General features: G+C 61.2%; 19 protein-coding genes and 2 tRNA genes. 6 read left to right on the top strand and 15 right to left on the bottom strand.

What is annotated here, in order from left to right:
- Positions 1 to 318: 318 nt before the first annotated feature.
- Positions 319 to 984, top strand: a complete 666-nt coding sequence (locus N7E70_RS22080; protein WP_263007637.1) for a helix-turn-helix domain-containing protein — start codon at positions 319 to 321, stop codon at positions 982 to 984.
- A gap of 276 nt (positions 985 to 1,260) precedes the next feature.
- Positions 1,261 to 1,548 (top strand): GIY-YIG nuclease family protein, encoded by a 288-nt coding sequence (locus tag N7E70_RS22075; RefSeq protein ID WP_067963896.1) that lies wholly within the window; start codon positions 1,261 to 1,263, stop codon positions 1,546 to 1,548.
- A gap of 567 nt (positions 1,549 to 2,115) precedes the next feature.
- Here N7E70_RS22075 and N7E70_RS22070 read toward each other — a convergent pair.
- Positions 2,116 to 2,192: transfer RNA gene (locus N7E70_RS22070), tRNA-Pro, on the bottom strand.
- Positions 2,193 to 2,351: 159 nt separating this feature from the next.
- On the opposite strand from N7E70_RS22070, the gene N7E70_RS22065 reads away from it, so the two are divergent.
- On the top strand, positions 2,352 to 2,657 hold the full coding sequence (locus tag N7E70_RS22065; RefSeq protein ID WP_067963894.1) for an ETC complex I subunit: 306 nt from the start codon (positions 2,352 to 2,354) through the stop codon (positions 2,655 to 2,657).
- 32 nt (positions 2,658 to 2,689) lie between these two features.
- Positions 2,690 to 2,766: transfer RNA gene (locus tag N7E70_RS22060), tRNA-Arg, on the top strand.
- A gap of 392 nt (positions 2,767 to 3,158) precedes the next feature.
- Here N7E70_RS22060 and N7E70_RS22055 read toward each other — a convergent pair.
- The 3 genes from N7E70_RS22055 to N7E70_RS22045 form a co-directional block, all read right to left on the bottom strand.
- Positions 3,159 to 3,302 (bottom strand): hypothetical protein, encoded by a 144-nt coding sequence (locus N7E70_RS22055; RefSeq protein ID WP_182575324.1) that lies wholly within the window; start codon positions 3,300 to 3,302, stop codon positions 3,159 to 3,161.
- Positions 3,303 to 3,540: 238 nt separating this feature from the next.
- Positions 3,541 to 3,762: a hypothetical protein gene (locus N7E70_RS22050; RefSeq protein ID WP_182575325.1), complete on the bottom strand. Its 222-nt coding sequence runs from the start codon at positions 3,760 to 3,762 to the stop codon at positions 3,541 to 3,543.
- A 328-nt stretch (positions 3,763 to 4,090) separates the two neighbouring features.
- Positions 4,091 to 4,783, bottom strand: coding sequence for an outer membrane protein (locus N7E70_RS22045; protein WP_154385152.1), 693 nt, complete (start codon positions 4,781 to 4,783; stop codon positions 4,091 to 4,093).
- A gap of 350 nt (positions 4,784 to 5,133) precedes the next feature.
- Here N7E70_RS22045 and N7E70_RS22040 point away from each other — a divergent pair, with 350 nt between their 5' ends.
- Complete coding sequence (locus N7E70_RS22040) at positions 5,134 to 5,340, top strand: hypothetical protein (RefSeq protein WP_182575326.1); 207 nt, start codon at positions 5,134 to 5,136, stop codon at positions 5,338 to 5,340.
- Positions 5,341 to 6,128: 788 nt separating this feature from the next.
- Here the strand turns inward: N7E70_RS22040 and N7E70_RS22035 are convergent.
- The 9 genes from N7E70_RS22035 to N7E70_RS21995 form a co-directional block, all read right to left on the bottom strand.
- The gene (locus N7E70_RS22035) at positions 6,129 to 6,305 is read right to left on the bottom strand and encodes a hypothetical protein (RefSeq protein ID WP_263007636.1); all 177 of its coding nucleotides are present in this window, start codon (positions 6,303 to 6,305) and stop codon (positions 6,129 to 6,131) included.
- Between the two features lie 467 nt (positions 6,306 to 6,772).
- Positions 6,773 to 7,015, bottom strand: coding sequence for a DUF982 domain-containing protein (locus tag N7E70_RS22030; protein ID WP_083948634.1), 243 nt, complete (start codon positions 7,013 to 7,015; stop codon positions 6,773 to 6,775).
- A gap of 21 nt (positions 7,016 to 7,036) precedes the next feature.
- Positions 7,037 to 7,465 (bottom strand): hypothetical protein, encoded by a 429-nt coding sequence (locus N7E70_RS22025; RefSeq protein WP_067966828.1) that lies wholly within the window; start codon positions 7,463 to 7,465, stop codon positions 7,037 to 7,039.
- Positions 7,466 to 7,788: 323 nt separating this feature from the next.
- Positions 7,789 to 8,085: a PRC-barrel domain-containing protein gene (locus tag N7E70_RS22020; RefSeq protein WP_182575327.1), complete on the bottom strand. Its 297-nt coding sequence runs from the start codon at positions 8,083 to 8,085 to the stop codon at positions 7,789 to 7,791.
- Positions 8,086 to 8,375: 290 nt separating this feature from the next.
- Positions 8,376 to 8,642 carry a hypothetical protein gene (locus N7E70_RS22015; protein ID WP_154385156.1) on the bottom strand — a complete coding sequence of 89 codons (267 nt, stop codon included), beginning with the start codon at positions 8,640 to 8,642 and terminating at the stop codon, positions 8,376 to 8,378.
- Between the two features lie 40 nt (positions 8,643 to 8,682).
- Positions 8,683 to 9,216 carry a hypothetical protein gene (locus N7E70_RS22010; RefSeq protein WP_157097131.1) on the bottom strand — a complete coding sequence of 178 codons (534 nt, stop codon included), beginning with the start codon at positions 9,214 to 9,216 and terminating at the stop codon, positions 8,683 to 8,685.
- A 202-nt stretch (positions 9,217 to 9,418) separates the two neighbouring features.
- Positions 9,419 to 9,652 carry a hypothetical protein gene (locus N7E70_RS22005; RefSeq protein ID WP_263007635.1) on the bottom strand — a complete coding sequence of 78 codons (234 nt, stop codon included), beginning with the start codon at positions 9,650 to 9,652 and terminating at the stop codon, positions 9,419 to 9,421.
- A 45-nt stretch (positions 9,653 to 9,697) separates the two neighbouring features.
- The gene (locus N7E70_RS22000) at positions 9,698 to 10,672 is read right to left on the bottom strand and encodes an SDR family oxidoreductase (protein WP_442866474.1); all 975 of its coding nucleotides are present in this window, start codon (positions 10,670 to 10,672) and stop codon (positions 9,698 to 9,700) included.
- A gap of 242 nt (positions 10,673 to 10,914) precedes the next feature.
- Positions 10,915 to 11,415 (bottom strand): YciE/YciF ferroxidase family protein, encoded by a 501-nt coding sequence (locus N7E70_RS21995; RefSeq protein WP_263007634.1) that lies wholly within the window; start codon positions 11,413 to 11,415, stop codon positions 10,915 to 10,917.
- Between the two features lie 250 nt (positions 11,416 to 11,665).
- Between N7E70_RS21995 and N7E70_RS21990 the strand changes: the two genes are divergently transcribed.
- Entirely contained in the window at positions 11,666 to 11,920 is a 255-nt protein-coding gene (locus N7E70_RS21990; protein WP_115732756.1) for a DUF1344 domain-containing protein, read from the top strand.
- A 325-nt stretch (positions 11,921 to 12,245) separates the two neighbouring features.
- Here N7E70_RS21990 and N7E70_RS21985 read toward each other — a convergent pair whose 3' ends face one another.
- Positions 12,246 to 12,650 (bottom strand): response regulator, encoded by a 405-nt coding sequence (locus N7E70_RS21985; protein ID WP_263007633.1) that lies wholly within the window; start codon positions 12,648 to 12,650, stop codon positions 12,246 to 12,248.
- A gap of 59 nt (positions 12,651 to 12,709) precedes the next feature.
- Complete coding sequence (locus N7E70_RS21980; protein WP_263007632.1) at positions 12,710 to 13,759, bottom strand: sensor histidine kinase; 1,050 nt, start codon at positions 13,757 to 13,759, stop codon at positions 12,710 to 12,712.
- Positions 13,760 to 14,060 lie beyond the last annotated feature (301 nt).

Below are 14,060 nucleotides of genomic sequence, written 5' to 3'. Positions count from 1 at the left end.
CGGGCCGATGGCAGAGCAAAAAAGCTCCCGCGGGTCACCCCGCCGGGAGCTTTTTGCGTTCTGGATGCAAGCAGGCGGGCTCGCGCCGTCGCGGAGGTCCGCAGACCACTGACGTCGCGCCGACGTGCCGAATTGAGCGGCGGATTTCGGGTCGGGCCGTCGCGACCGGCCGCCGTTGCGATAGGGGCGGCAGACGCCGGCGACAGATGCCGGTGACAGACACCTCGACAGATGCCGGTGAAGGATGCCGGCGAAAGATGCCGGCAACAGGGGGGGGCGACGAGGCCATCGACATGGTCATTTCAGGAGGTGACGCGCATGACAATATCAGGCTTCGACTTTGGCGGAGGCGACATGGCCGACGCAGCTCTGGCTTTGAACCAGGACCCGCACGCGCTGCGCGGCGCTGCCGGCAACCGGCTCGAAATGGCCATCGGCCGCGAGGTCAGGGCCTGCCGGCGCAGGCATGGCATGACCATCATCGAGCTGGCGCGGGCCGCCGGCCTGTCGCTCGGCATGATGTCGAAGATCGAAAACGGCATCATCTCGGCGTCGCTGACCACGCTGCACCAGCTGTCGCGCGCCCTGGCCGTGCCGCTGAGCGTCTTGCTGAAACCGTCCGAGGATGTGCGCGACGCCAGGTTCGTGAAGGCCGGCTTGCCAACCGAGCGCTGCGGCACGCGCGCCGGTCATCGCCCGCTCGGCTATGTCGTCCCCGATGCTGCAGGTGTGTCGGTCGACCCCTGTCTCGTTTTCCTGACCGATGACGCCGACCGCCCCGCCTTGCGCCAGCATGCCGGCACGACATTCATCTATCTGCTGGAAGGCGAGATGGTCTGGCGCCACGGCATGGAACTTTACCGCATGGCCCCTGATGACAGCCTGTTCTTCGACGCAGCCGCCCCGCACGGCTCCGATCAGCTGCTGACGCTGCCGGTCCGATACGTCTCGGTCGCGTCATGCCGGCCGGCCAGAAAGGGCTGAGCGATGGCCGGCCGCATTCCATTGCCCACGATTGAACTGGGCATGGCTGAGGCGCGAGGATGAGGAACCTGGGGCTGAAGCAGGAGAGCTTTCTGGACCGCTTGAGCCCAGCGACAAGGTCACGGCATGGATCCCAGGGTCTCCGCGACGGAGCTGCGCTCCTGCTTCGCCCTAGGATGACGAAGGGGTGGGCCGTCGCCAGGTGGGGTTCAACTGCGGGGCGTGCGCCCATGTGGCAGGCCTTGCGCGCAACCTTGCCGCGAATAATCTCTCGCGATGACCGGATATGTCTACATGACCGCCAGCCAGAAGGGCGGCACGATCTATATAGGCGTGACGAACGATCTCGCGCGCCGTCTGCCGGAACACAAGGCAAGCGAGGGCTCTCGTTTCACCGCGCGTTACGGCGTGCATCGCCTCGTCTGGTACGAGGAGCACTTCGACATCCGCGACGCCATCCAGCGCGAGAAATCGCTCAAGCGCTGGCCACGCCAGTGGAAGGTCGAGCTGATCGAGAAGACCAATCCCGAATGGCACGAACTGTTTCGTGGGCTTGGGTGGTGATGTCGGGAGCCCACCATTTTGTCATCCCAGGGTCTCCGCGACGGAGCTGCGCTCCTGCTTCGCCCTGGGATGACGAAGGCACATTGGTTTCGGCCAACCGCCACGGTTGGCGCTTGGGCAGGCTCCAAGGCTGGCTTTTGGCAAGAGCTCGTGGCAACCGCAGAGCATCGCTAGGCGATCTGTGCCGGTCGCCGCCACTGATAATTGGCCTCAGGCCCACCCCTTCGTCATCCCAGGGCGGAGCAGGAGCGCAGCTCCGTCGCGGAGACCCTGGGATCCATGCCGTGACCTTGCCGCCGGGCTCAAGCGGTTGAGAACCAGTGCTCTTTCTGCACCCGCAGCACCGCACGGCCCCGAGCAATTGCTTGAGCTGCCGGTGCGTTTCCTTTCGGTCGCGTCATGCCGGAAGGCAGGGACGGGCTGAGCGCTGGCCGATGTCGGCCGTTCCATCGCGCGCGATTCGCCTGCGCATGGCCGTGGCGTGATGCGCAAGGCCGTTGCCAGCGCACGCCAGATGCCATGGGCGGACAGATCGATGTCCTGGGAAAAGCTGTCGCGGGGAGAAAATGGTCGGAGTGGAGAGATTCGAACTCCCGACCCTCTGGTCCCAAACCAGATGCGCTACCAGACTGCGCTACACTCCGAAATCACATTTCGACGCCGTGCCTAGTGGCTTCCGCTCGACATGGCAAGGGCAAAAAAGCGGAAACCGGCTTTCGCCTTGCAGCATTGGCGATTGCGCAGTAAATGACGGGCGCATCTGGATGTCCGCGCTCGCTGCGGACTCACGAATGAGGGAATTAATGTCCGCGCGAATTTTCAGCCCTGCCAAGACCGCCATGCAGTCGGGCAAAGCCAAGACCGGGCACTGGGTGCTCGAATTCGACGCCGAGAAGCCGAAGAAGATCGACCCGCTGATGGGCTACACCAGCTCCGGCGACATGATGAGCCAGATCCGGCTGACCTTCGAGACCCGCGAAGAAGCTGTCGCCTACGCCGAGAAGGAAGGCATCGCCTTCCGCGTGCAGGAGCCGAAGGAAGCCAAGCGCCGGCAGATTTCCTACTCCGACAATTTCCGTTATGACCGCAGGACGCCCTGGACGCACTGACGTCCACGATCACGCCGGCCCCGCCGGCCAGCGGTCCCGTAGCTCAGCTGGATAGAGCACCGGCCTTCTAAGCCGATGGTCACAGGTTCGAATCCTGTCGGGATCGCCAATATTTTCAATGTGTTAGCCTATCATAGACCGCCAGAAGGCAAGGATTCCTGCCGGTTTACATAGCGTTTGCCGAAAATGTTCGTCATGGGTTCTTCTCCATGCGGAGAATGACGGCATCGCTCGACTGTGCGGTTTTCGACGCTCGCGCCAAGATCGATGGCGACCCGGCCATTCTCAAAGAAATGATCTCTAGCGCCGCAGGACACAATGCCCCGCCGCCGTAAGGTCGCGGGGCTTTCGCGTTTTGGCGAGACACCGCTCAACCGCATCGACGAGATCCTGTTCTGTCTTGATGCCTTAGTCGGCGTATAGCCGCTGCTGCGTGCTGCTCACGATCGTCGCCGGGTTCATTTCCTCTGGGCGAATGGCGGTTCGCCAGATGTCGCCCTACTATTTTGATGGCTTCGCCCGCTTTCCCTCATCGACCTTTTTTCCCCCGGTTTCCTTTTTCGGTGTCGCCGTCTGAAGATGCTTGGAAGCTTCGGTCCCCTTTTTCGAGAGCGAGTCCTTGCCGCCTGCCTTGGTCGTGGCCATTGCATTTGCTCCGGGTGAGAGAGAGGTTCGGCTTTGGAACGTTGGCACCCACCGCAAGTTCCAACGGACAGCGGTTTTTGTCTCGGCGAGTCTGCGGAACCGAAACCGATCTATCGAATTGTGAGGATAACCCGGTTCGAGGCGGGTGACGTGGTGAACCCTTTCAACCACGTTGAGGGCAAAGGCCTGCCGAGGCAAAGCGGCGGGCCTTTGTCTCTGTGGACACGCTCCAAGCAACTCACGCTAGGCGTCTGATCCGGCCCTTATCGATACGAAATACACCATCTGCACCGCCCTGGCGTTCAAAGTCGGTTTGCAACTCATCCCACATACCAAGATGTCGGCCACAATCCTCACACGAGATCGGGGAATCCGGCTGCACATCGTCAGGAATGCGCAGGCGAATGGTGCCGCAGTAAGGACATTCGAGTTTGTGATTGAGGTACTGAGCGTCGCCCATGGTCAGATCCTCCCGCTATGCCTAAATCGTATTCAGGCGAGGACGTTCAGGCGAGGACGGATTTCAAGGGGCAAGGATTGCGAAAGCGGCCCGCTTGGTTGTTGCCAAGTCGGGCCGCCCGCATTGCGTGGTGGGGTGGGCATGGTTGCGGGCAACAGCCCAAGGGATGAGGGCGACCTAGCCAATGTGCGGTGCCGGCGTGCATTAGATCTTGGCATTCCGACCGGTTGGCTTTGATGTCTTTTTGCTGTCAGGCCGATGCCGCGGTCCGCACAAAAAGAAACCCCGGCGCTGAGCCGGGGTCAAAGAGCATGGATCAGTCCAAACTTCAAAACTTGTATGAGAGACCGACACGGACAGCATGGAACTGCGGGTCGTGATCATAGGTAAAGCCTGGGAAAGCGACCGCCGACAAATTGGAAACGCTTCCGAAGTCGGTATACCGATATTCCAAGCGGGTGGTGATGTTGTCGGTAACGGCATACTCAATGCCTGCGCCGGCCGTCCAACCGACTTTCGTCTCGTCAAACGATTCAAACGTCGTGTTGGCGCTGACGTAGGTATATTCGAGGTTGGCAAAAGCGGCGCCAACAGTGCCATAGACCAACAGACGCTCCATCGGAACGAAACCAAGTCGGCCACGAATGGACGCCTGCCAATTCATATCGAAGTCAGTGCCATTGCCGTTGTCGAGGCGGTATCCGCCATCGACAGCGGCGAACTCGAAATCGCCCTCGATACCGTAGACCACCTGTCCTGACTGCCAGTTGTAACCGGCGTGGACACCCCCAATAAAGCCATCGCTGTCGAGGTCTTCATCGAAACCAGTGGCGACGCCACCGAAGAACTCTTCGGTGTGGTCTCTACCCCACTGCCAACCGGCTTGAATACCGACATATCCACCCGTCCAGACAAAGCCCGCTGGGACGATAGGAGCAGGCTCTTCGACCACGACATCTGCCGCGTTAGCAGATCCGGCGATTGCCAATAGAAAGGTAGTCGCGACAAGGAAGTTTTTCATCCAGGTACCCCCTCCAGTTAAGAGTTGCCTCAAGCATTACGTGGCGGAACTAATTTAGCAAACACAATCTACTTCGGGGCCTAACCTTTGGCGCTCCCTAGTTGCAATGCTGCAACTCATTTGGCTCGCTGAGGCAAAGCAGGGATGCGGCCAGCAATGGATTAGAAAATGGCGCGCCCGCCCGTTGCCGGAGGGTGGAATGAAGCGGGCGCCAGGCTCGGTTGCCGTCGGCGCCAGCGTGCCGGGGTAGACGTCACGGGACGCTTCGTTGAAGCCAGTCATGTCACGGCGGGTGCGGCGTCAATTGGGGCGGTGGTTTTCAACTGCCAACCGGCGCGCTAGGGCGGGGCATGAACGTCACTTATGATTCTGCAGCCGGCACCTTCACGATGGCGAATGGTGACTGGACAAACACCTATCCAATCTCGGACCTGCCGAAGTGGCTCGCATTTTACAGGAACCAGCAGGAGCTGTTTCCGCGCTATGCAGCGTCCTATCAAGGGTCAGTCGACGGCCTCGAAAAGCTGGCCGCGGAGCTTCGTTCCGACATGATGTGAATTGACTCCAAAAGGAGTTTGTTCCTATTTCGTTCTCATGCCACAGCCGAGCCGAACCACACCCTTTCCGCTGTCCAAGCTGAACGATGCCCGCGATTTGGTCGAGGTTCGGTGCGCTATGCAGGCGAGCTCACGTCTATTACCCGACGGACCTGATCCAACTGTTCGGCGACGTTGACGTCGATTCTCTTTCCGGTCGGATGAAGTGTGAGAGTGTCCCCGGCGGCCATGGGTTCCTCAAGGTCGAGCGCGTTTTCTCCGGTTCCAGGGAGATGGTCGGGAAGAAGATCCGGCGGCTTGGGCCATGCGCATCATTCAGCTCATCCATGACCGTCATCATTGCGAGGATGTCGCACCAGCCGCGGCCACCACAAACAAGCACTCTCATCACCATCTCCTTGACCGTATCAGCGGGTAGGGCGGCACAACAATTCTGTAACTGAATCAGTGGGCCAGTTCATTTGGAAGTTCGGGCGGACGTCCTTGATTCCACAATGAATTTTGCGGATTTGGCAATCCTGTCGGGATCGCCACTTAATTCAATGGCTTAAGTCGCGCCAGGCTCGGCCGCTTGGACAGATCGCCTGTTACGATCTTATGGAGAGCGCTGAGGGTAGGTCGAATTCGAAGGCCGACACCGTGGAGCTTTTCAAAGCATCCTCCCTCACGTTTCGGGGCGGAAGCTTACCGATAATCGCTCGCAGTCGACGGTGGCGCATATCAGCAACCGTCAATGTTCCGACAATAGGTCATTCTGGCGCCAAGTGCCCTTGGCGGGTCGATTGCGCCTAGAAGAGCGCAGCGATGGCGCCGGCTATTCCGAAGGCTGCCAATGCGAGGATGGTGATCGGATAAACGACAAACGCGGCGACATCGCCGCCAGGCAACGACGTTCGGAAGTTCGTGAGCACAGGCAACAGGGCAACCGCGAGCAGGATAAAAATCGCGCTGACCGACAAAGCCACTTAGCTCTCCTTCCTGTTGCAGCAGACGCGGCCGCGTCATCGCAGCCGGAAGAGCGTTCTACAGTGCACAGTTCACGGCGACGACCACGTGCGCCACATCCTCGGCAGTCGCCGATCCTGTTGGCGTTCATTCTTCTGGGCAGCGGTCATCCCCAACGGAAAAGACCGCCCGGATGTTCCTCCCGATCCGGGCGGTCGCTTCAGGAGATCGCCTGCCGTCCTTCCATCTCCTGAAGTCTTATGTGCGTTCCGCACACCACGCTTCGGGCAGTGCACTTGGCTCGGCCATAGCCTGCCCCGTCTTAAGCGCATCCTCGAGGCAACAGGTGAAATACGCGGTTTCCGCAGTCGCCCCGAAGTGGTTGATGCGTATTCGGCCCTGGGACTTGCTCATGACGATGCCAACCATCCTCAGCCTTTCCTGCACGTCGCGATACTTCATCCCTCTCCACCCCCTTCATTTCACGTCAGAACACACGCCGGCCAACCTCCCTGGCGGCTGATATGAAGGCTCGGCGGGCGTCCGGGGGAGCCCGCAACCCATCGAGCACATCGCGACATATGCGAACGGCCGAACGGTATCGCGGGCCTGTGCAAGCCGGTCTTCGCAGTCGCAACCACTCCAGCGCTTCCCAGGCGGACGCTATCGTCCTGCGTCCGGCTCGGTTCTCGCGTGCTATCACCACCGGTGGGTTGAATTCCTTGTCCATGTTGAAACTCCCGGCGCGGGGCTATCCTTCGACCGCCGCCGAGGACGTCGTTTCGGGCACGCCGTCCATGGCTGCGAGCTTGTCAGCGCACATCACGGCAGCGCCTGCGACTTCCTCCGACCCGAACTGGCTCCAGCCGCCGTCTTTGACAAAGTCATCTCGTTGCCAGGAACTGAGAGCTTTCAGGTCGGTCAGTCTTTGGGCCGCATCGGTGCCACCGAGAAAGCGGTTCACACATTCCGTAGAGGCCAGTTCCGCCACGGCATCCCGCGCCGCCACCGTCGCCATAAGCCTCGCGGATCCGCCGGTAACCCAGCCTCCAGCAGTAAAACCGAATATCATGGTCAAAATAGCGCTGATCACAATTGACCAAGCCAAACTCTTCTTGCTTGGTCTGTAATCTGAAATCCTCTGATCCAAGGACTTCCGGTCATTGTTCGCCTGATTCATTTCGGGCTCCTTCCGCATTGATTGCTGCGAGATTGAGCATTCACGAAGTGTAACACATTATTTCGATCTGTGGGGCCGCCCTCACGGGATCGTGAACAAGCGTTACTGTAGGGATATCATCAAAAAGTGAGCGTTCGCTTGGCGGCGCGCTCACAGGCCGCGAACGCGGCCCGCAACCTGCAGGCGCCGGCAGAGGCGGGCGCCAGAACCAGATGTCCGGGCGCCGCATCTTTCATCGGCGGCCAATCATGGCCATTTCGCGTGAAGGTGCGCGCCTGCCCCGTGGCGCGGGCCCATCCCGCGCCACTGACGCGACATGCAGATCAGTCGAGATGCTCCGGCATGTCTTTCAACTGGTCCTTCGTCCACGATGTCACCGCGTGGACCTCGCCATCCTCGTCGCGCATGAAATCGAGCTGGCTGACGGGCACCGCGACCGGTTTTGCGCCGATGCCGAGGAAGCCGCCGACATCGATGATCACCTGGGCCGTGCTGCCGGATCCGTGGACATGCGACACCGATCCGATGTCCTCGTCGTCGGGGCCATAGATGGTGGCGTCGGCAAGCAGATCGGGCGTGAGTTCGGCCTCGGTGAGGCGGACGTGATTGCTGTGGTCCATGACTGGTCTCCTCTTGGTGGGTGGATTGGCGAAACCATCCAGTCGGCGATCCGTTCCGACAAACCCACCGCGCGGCGACAATCGTGATCATGCAGCGGCGGCTGCGGGTGCCGGCTCGCGGTTCGATCCGGGCGGGGCTCGGCTGGGTGCTCACCCAACGATGGAACTTCGGCGCTGTTGTCGGGTTTAGACACTGCACATGTAGCCGGTTTCGTCCCTTTCCCGGCTGCGCATCCCAGAACCTGACGGCCTGCCGACGGAGACGTGGGCAGGCCTTTCTTTTTGGTGCATCAGCGCTTCAGCTTGCGCTGAAGCTTTTCGACGTCCTTGTGGGGCGCGGTGTCGGGCTGGTTTTCGTCGGCGTCCGGATTGGCTGACGGGTCGTCCCGCGTGTCTCGTGTCGGTTTGTCGTTGCGCGTCGGTTCGTTCCTGGGCGTCGGTTTGTCGTTGCGCGTCGGTTTGTCCTGGGGCGTCGGTTTCACCCTGGGCGTCGGATTGTCCGGGGGCAGTGCCGGCCTGGGTTCGGCTGGGCTTTGCCGCGTTGCTGTCTTGGCCATGGTGGGTCTCCGTTTCCTGTCAACAACCCGCCGTGCTCAGCTAGGGTTCCCCCACGCAGCGAAGGATGCCGCCCGGCTCAAAAAATGTGCGTCTGTAAAAGAGGCCCGTCTGGTTGCGGCTGAAGGCGATATCAGCCGTCACCACCCGGTTTCCGGTCTGCGGGTGTCGTTCGACAGTGACGATGCGCATTTTGCCGGCAATCCTGCTCGCCACCTGCATGGTGGCGACCCGCGCGCCTGAGCCGCGGTCAGGCCAGTTGATCTGCAGCGTGACAGTATCGCCGCTGCGTCTGCCCGCAAGGCTGGCCGCACCGCGACGTGAACCGACATAGGTGCCGGAATAACGCGCCCCTTCGGCGCGCAGATCGACGCCGATGCGCCTGGAGAAGACGATTTTTGCCCGGCAATTGCCGTCCAGATTGAGCGAAGCGCCCTTGCTGCGTGATCGCAGCGTGCAGACGACCGGGACCGGCGCCGTATCAGGCCGCAGCCGGACCTGGCCGGAGCCCTGCCAACTGCCGGAAAGCGTTTGAAGAAAGTCCTTCTCCGTCGCAGGGGCCGCCGACAGCGACATCAGCGCCAGCGGGAGTGCCAACAATGCCTTGCTCATCTCTGCCCTCTCGAGGTCATGGGCCTGCCCTCTGCGCGAGACGACCGGCCGGTGGTCATGGATCATGCCGAAAGTGCCTGACGATTGGCCTTGTTGTCGGCCAGCGCCGTCAGGTCCTTGCAGCGGCGGAGGTCCCGGTAACCCCTTGGTCGGGACCCGGGACGTGTCATTGTCTGTCGTCGTCGCGGCAACGATCGACCGTGGTTCCCGACGGCAGCATCTGTTCGAGGCTGCGGATTCCGGTTTCGATCTCGGCCAGGTCGTCCCACGGCGTTTCACCGGGGTAGAGCGCCCGGTACAGGCTGCGCAGGCTGGCATCGAGGTTGCGCAGACGACCGATCTTCTCATCGATGGACAGGTCGGGGTTGTCGATGATTTCGGGCGGCAACATGGCGCTCACCTTTGCATGCACGTGTCGTGCCGGCCTCGGCCGGCAGGCATTTTCTCAGTAGCCGCCGATGATCGGCAGGATCTCGCCGGTGATGTAGCTGGAGCAGTGCGACGAGGCGAGGAACACATAGGCGGGGGCGATTTCCTCGGGCTGGGCCGGACGCTTCATCGCAGTCTTTGCGCCGAACTGCGCCACGTCCTCAGCCTGCTTGTCCGACGGGTTCAACGGCGTCCAAACCGGTCCCGGTGCGACCGCGTTGACGCGGATGCCGCGATCGACAAGGTTGGCGGCAAGCGCCCTGGTGAAGGCATGGATGCCGCCCTTGGTCATCGAATAGTCGACCAGCTCCTTGCTGCCCCTGATGCCGGTCACCGAGCCGGTGTTCAGGATGACGGCGCCTGGCCCCATATGCGCGAGCGCTGCCTTGGCCATGTGGAAATAGCCGTAGAGATTGACCTTGAGCGTGGTGTCGAAATGCGCCTCGGTGAGGTCGGCGATATCGGCCGAATGCACCTGGAAGGCGGCATTGTTGACGAGGATGTCGAGCTTGCCGAATTGCTTGACTGTCCTCGCCACCGCCTTGCGGCATGCGGCGGGCGAACTGACATCGCCGCGAAGCAGGATGCAGCTGCGGCCTTCCGCTTCGACGGCGAGCTTTGTCTGCTTCGCATCGACGTCTTCGCTGAGATAGCCGATGGCGATGTCGGCGCCCTCCCGCGCAAACAGCACCGCAACCGCTCGACCTATGCCTGAATCGCCGCCGGTGATCAGCGCGACCTTGCCGGCGAGTTTCTGCGAGCCGAGATAATAGGGCGCGTCATACATCGGCGCCGGCTCGACCGCGGTTTCGTGGCCGGGTTTCGGCAGATGCTGCTTCGGGAAGGGCGGCGCAGGATAACGTCTGGCGCCGGCCTGCATCGCCTTGGCGGGCCTGGCTTTGCGCGGCGCCTTGCGCCCGTCGTCCTTGTCTATCTTTGCCTGTATTGCCCGTTGCCTGCCTGCGGCGGCGGCTGGCTGCAAGGAAGCCACCGGTTAACCCTCCGCCTTGGATATCTTGGCCATCTGCTCGAGCTTTTGACGGTCCCGGCCATGCAGCCTGACAAGTTCTGCGGCCTGGAGCGGCGACAGATCGCTGGTTTCCACGAGGTGTCTGACGAGTTCGTCATCGGTTGGGAGAGGTGGGGTCGTCGATTTCATGGTCGCGCCTGCGGTTGCTCTTGAGGGGTCCCGCGGCTCTGCCGGTTTGTTCGGCAGAGCTCCAGGACGGTTGATCATGCGGCCAAGGCCTGGCGGTTGGCCTTGCTGTCTGCCAGCATGGTCAAATCCTTGTCGGTGGTTTCTTCCTCGGCCAGGGTGGCGGCGAAAAGTTCCGCTGCCTCCGGCATCTTCATGATTTCAGCCCAACGACGCAGCGTGCCGTAGCGGGTGATTTCATAATGCTCGACGGCCTGGGCAGCCGAGATCAGGCCGGCGTCGCCGGCCGCCGTGCCCTTGAACTCCTCGAGGATTTCCTCGCCCTCTTCAAGGATGCCGTCGATAGCGGGGCACGTCTTGCCCTTGGCCGGCTTGTCCATCAGCGCGAAGACCTGCTGCAGGCGCTCGACATGGCCTTCGGTCTGGTCGCGGTGTTTCTCGAACGCCGCTTTCAATTCCATGGAACTGGCGCCGCGGGCCATCTTCGGCAGCGCCTTCAGGATTTTGCGCTCGGCGTAGTAGATGTCGCGCAGAGTGTCGTGGAAGAGGTCTTCAAGGCCCTTTTCTTTGGTCGGCATGGTTGGCTCCTTTGGTTGAGATCCCTCGGGGCCAGAACGACTGATGGCGCTTACGGTTCCGGAGGATTGAGGAGAACGTCGCCGCCGCTGCTGCATTGGCAACAGCGTGCGCGCCAGTTATCTCGGCCAGCCCCTGTTATCTCGGCCAGCCCCCGTTATCTCGGCCAGCCATGGCAACCATAGTGGCGCGAGAAGGTTGAGTGAGTGGCCTAGAGGCAAACACGCCTGAAAGGCCAGGAGAAATCAAAAAATGAAAAAGCTCATTCTGGCGCTTGGCGCCACGCTGTTCCTTGCCGGCACGGCTTTCGCAGGAACTGCTGAAGGCGTGATCAAGGAATACAACAAGGAGACCAAGGTCATCATGCTGGAGGACGGCAAGAGCTTCACGGTCGGCGCCGACGTTGCCGTTCCCGCTGAGCTTGCGGTCGGCAAGAAGGTGGTGGTCACCATGGACGGCGACGACATCACCAAGGTCACGCAGGTGACGCTGTCACCGCCGATGTGATCTGGTTCTCCAGCGTGTAATCTGGTTCTCCAGATCGAGCCCCGCTGCCTTGAGGTGGCGGGCTTTTTTATTTCATGGCAGGGGGCCGCCGGCCCGATCCCCAAGGGCTCATCAAAAGGCGTTCGTCAGGTCGAGGCGCTTCGGGCTCGGCTCCGATGAGGGTCGAGCGGGGTATGGCGCTCAGGCGTCCATCATCATCAACGAGCCGGTCTGTACTCGCCGATCCCGAGCAGCCGCAAGCCGGCGGCGAAGCGGAACAAGAATGGGTGAAGGCCGGGGTGCTGCCGATGCTGCGGCGCCTGACGCAAGGGAAAACGCACGCGAACTATTTCCCCATTGCCCCGCTGTCGAAGTCCAGCTTGTCGCTTGAAAGAAGGCGTGCCATTGCCTCGGTGATGGTGAGATCGTCGTAGGGCTTCGAAAAGAAGCGACTGCCTCCGGGTAGCATGCTCTCCTCGATGATGGCAGCACCTGAGGCTACGATCAGCTTCACGGGCGGCCATCGATCGCGGATGTAGTGGGACAGTTTGATACCGTCCATCGTCCCCGGCATCTGCACATCGGTGAACACGAGATCGATGTCATCTCGCATTTCGAGGATGCGGATTGCTTCGTCGGCGTCGCCAGCCTCCAGCGCTTCGTAGCCCGCCGACAGGACAAGATCGACTGCGCTCATTCGTATGATTGGACTGTCTTCCACGATCAGGACGACCGGTTTGCCGTTCTTCATTGGTCACTCAATGTATGAGGTGGGCTGCAGCACTGCAGTTTGTGGGAGCAGATTGGTTTCTACGCCGCTGAACAAAGGTCGGTCCGCAGGCCCGCGGTTTCCCGACGGCTGATTGTGACCACCGTACCTGGGGCCGCGTCGCTCACCGTAATTTCGGCGTTCAGGTTCTTAACGAGCGCTTCCACGATGCTAGTCCCGAGCCCTGCCTTGGGCGCATCGTCCCCCACGGGTATTCCGATCCCGTTGTCGGCAATGGAAAGCGTCCAGTCCTTACCCGACGATCGATGCTCGATCACGATCGTCCCGGTCCGCTCGCCGGGAAAGGCATGCTTGAGGGCATTGATCACGAGTTCGGTTACGATGAGCCCCATACTTATGGATATGTCCGCATCCACGGTGCTGTCATCGACCTTCACCTGGATTGACAGCCTCTCGGCGTCTGCGATCATCGATGCGCCAAGACTTTGACAAAGCTGCGTGAGATAGCCACGGAGCTCAACGCTGCCGCCATCGGATGTGGAAAGCTGTCGTTGCAGCGCTGCGATTGACATGATGCGATGACGGGCGTCGTGAAGATGTCCACGAACCTCCTCCGACTGCACACGACGTGCACTCTGCATCAGGACGCTGGCGATAATCTGCAGACTGTTGGCGACCCTATGTTGGACCTCCTGCAGCAGGATGGCCTTGTCGCGAACCAGATTATCCTTCAGGCGAGCCTGGGCGCGCATGTCGGTCACATCGGTTATGGCGAGAAGCAGGCGAATATGGTGGAGGTCGCCGTCGTCGAGCGTTCTTGCGTTGACGACCAACTGCCGCGTCATCTGGTCTGGTCGCTTCAGGTCGATCTCGTAGGCATCGATGCTCGCACTGCCGGTCGCGGTCGCCGTCAACAGTGAAACGAGCTTGGGCATCGCCCACTCCCCGTTTCCAAGTTCGCCGAGGAGCTTGCCTGCGACTGACGCGGGGTCGATCTCGAATGCCCGGCAGAACGACGCGCTTGCCGCAATAATTCTGAGAGTGTCAGACAGGAAAAGCAGCGGTTCGTTGGAAGACATCACCACGGCAAGGGTGCTCGCCGCTTCAAAATGCTCTGTCGGATGTGGCATGGAGAGGCCCTCAAGGGCCGGAGACTTACGAAGCAAGTCATGACTCGGCAGTTGCGTCGAAAGGCTGATTGGCCAGGTCCGACACAAGTATTGTACCACGGTTGATGCGCGGGCCTTGCATCAATTGTTCCAACTTGACCGCAATGCCGGCAACTCGATCTCGGCCCTGGCGGAATGGGTGGAAGACGGACCCCGTCGGGCGTGCAACTGCTGCGCGTCGCCGCGCGGTACGGCTCCCGGCGTGCGGCCGGTGGTCAGCCTGGCTGTTAGACAGGCTTGCGGCACGCGCCCTGCGCGAGAT

Origin of the sequence: Aminobacter sp. NyZ550, assembly GCF_025628925.2 — a bacterium.
Taxonomy (GTDB): domain Bacteria; phylum Pseudomonadota; class Alphaproteobacteria; order Rhizobiales; family Rhizobiaceae; genus Aminobacter; species Aminobacter ciceronei.
This window is presented reverse-complemented; position numbering and strand designations above follow the sequence as displayed.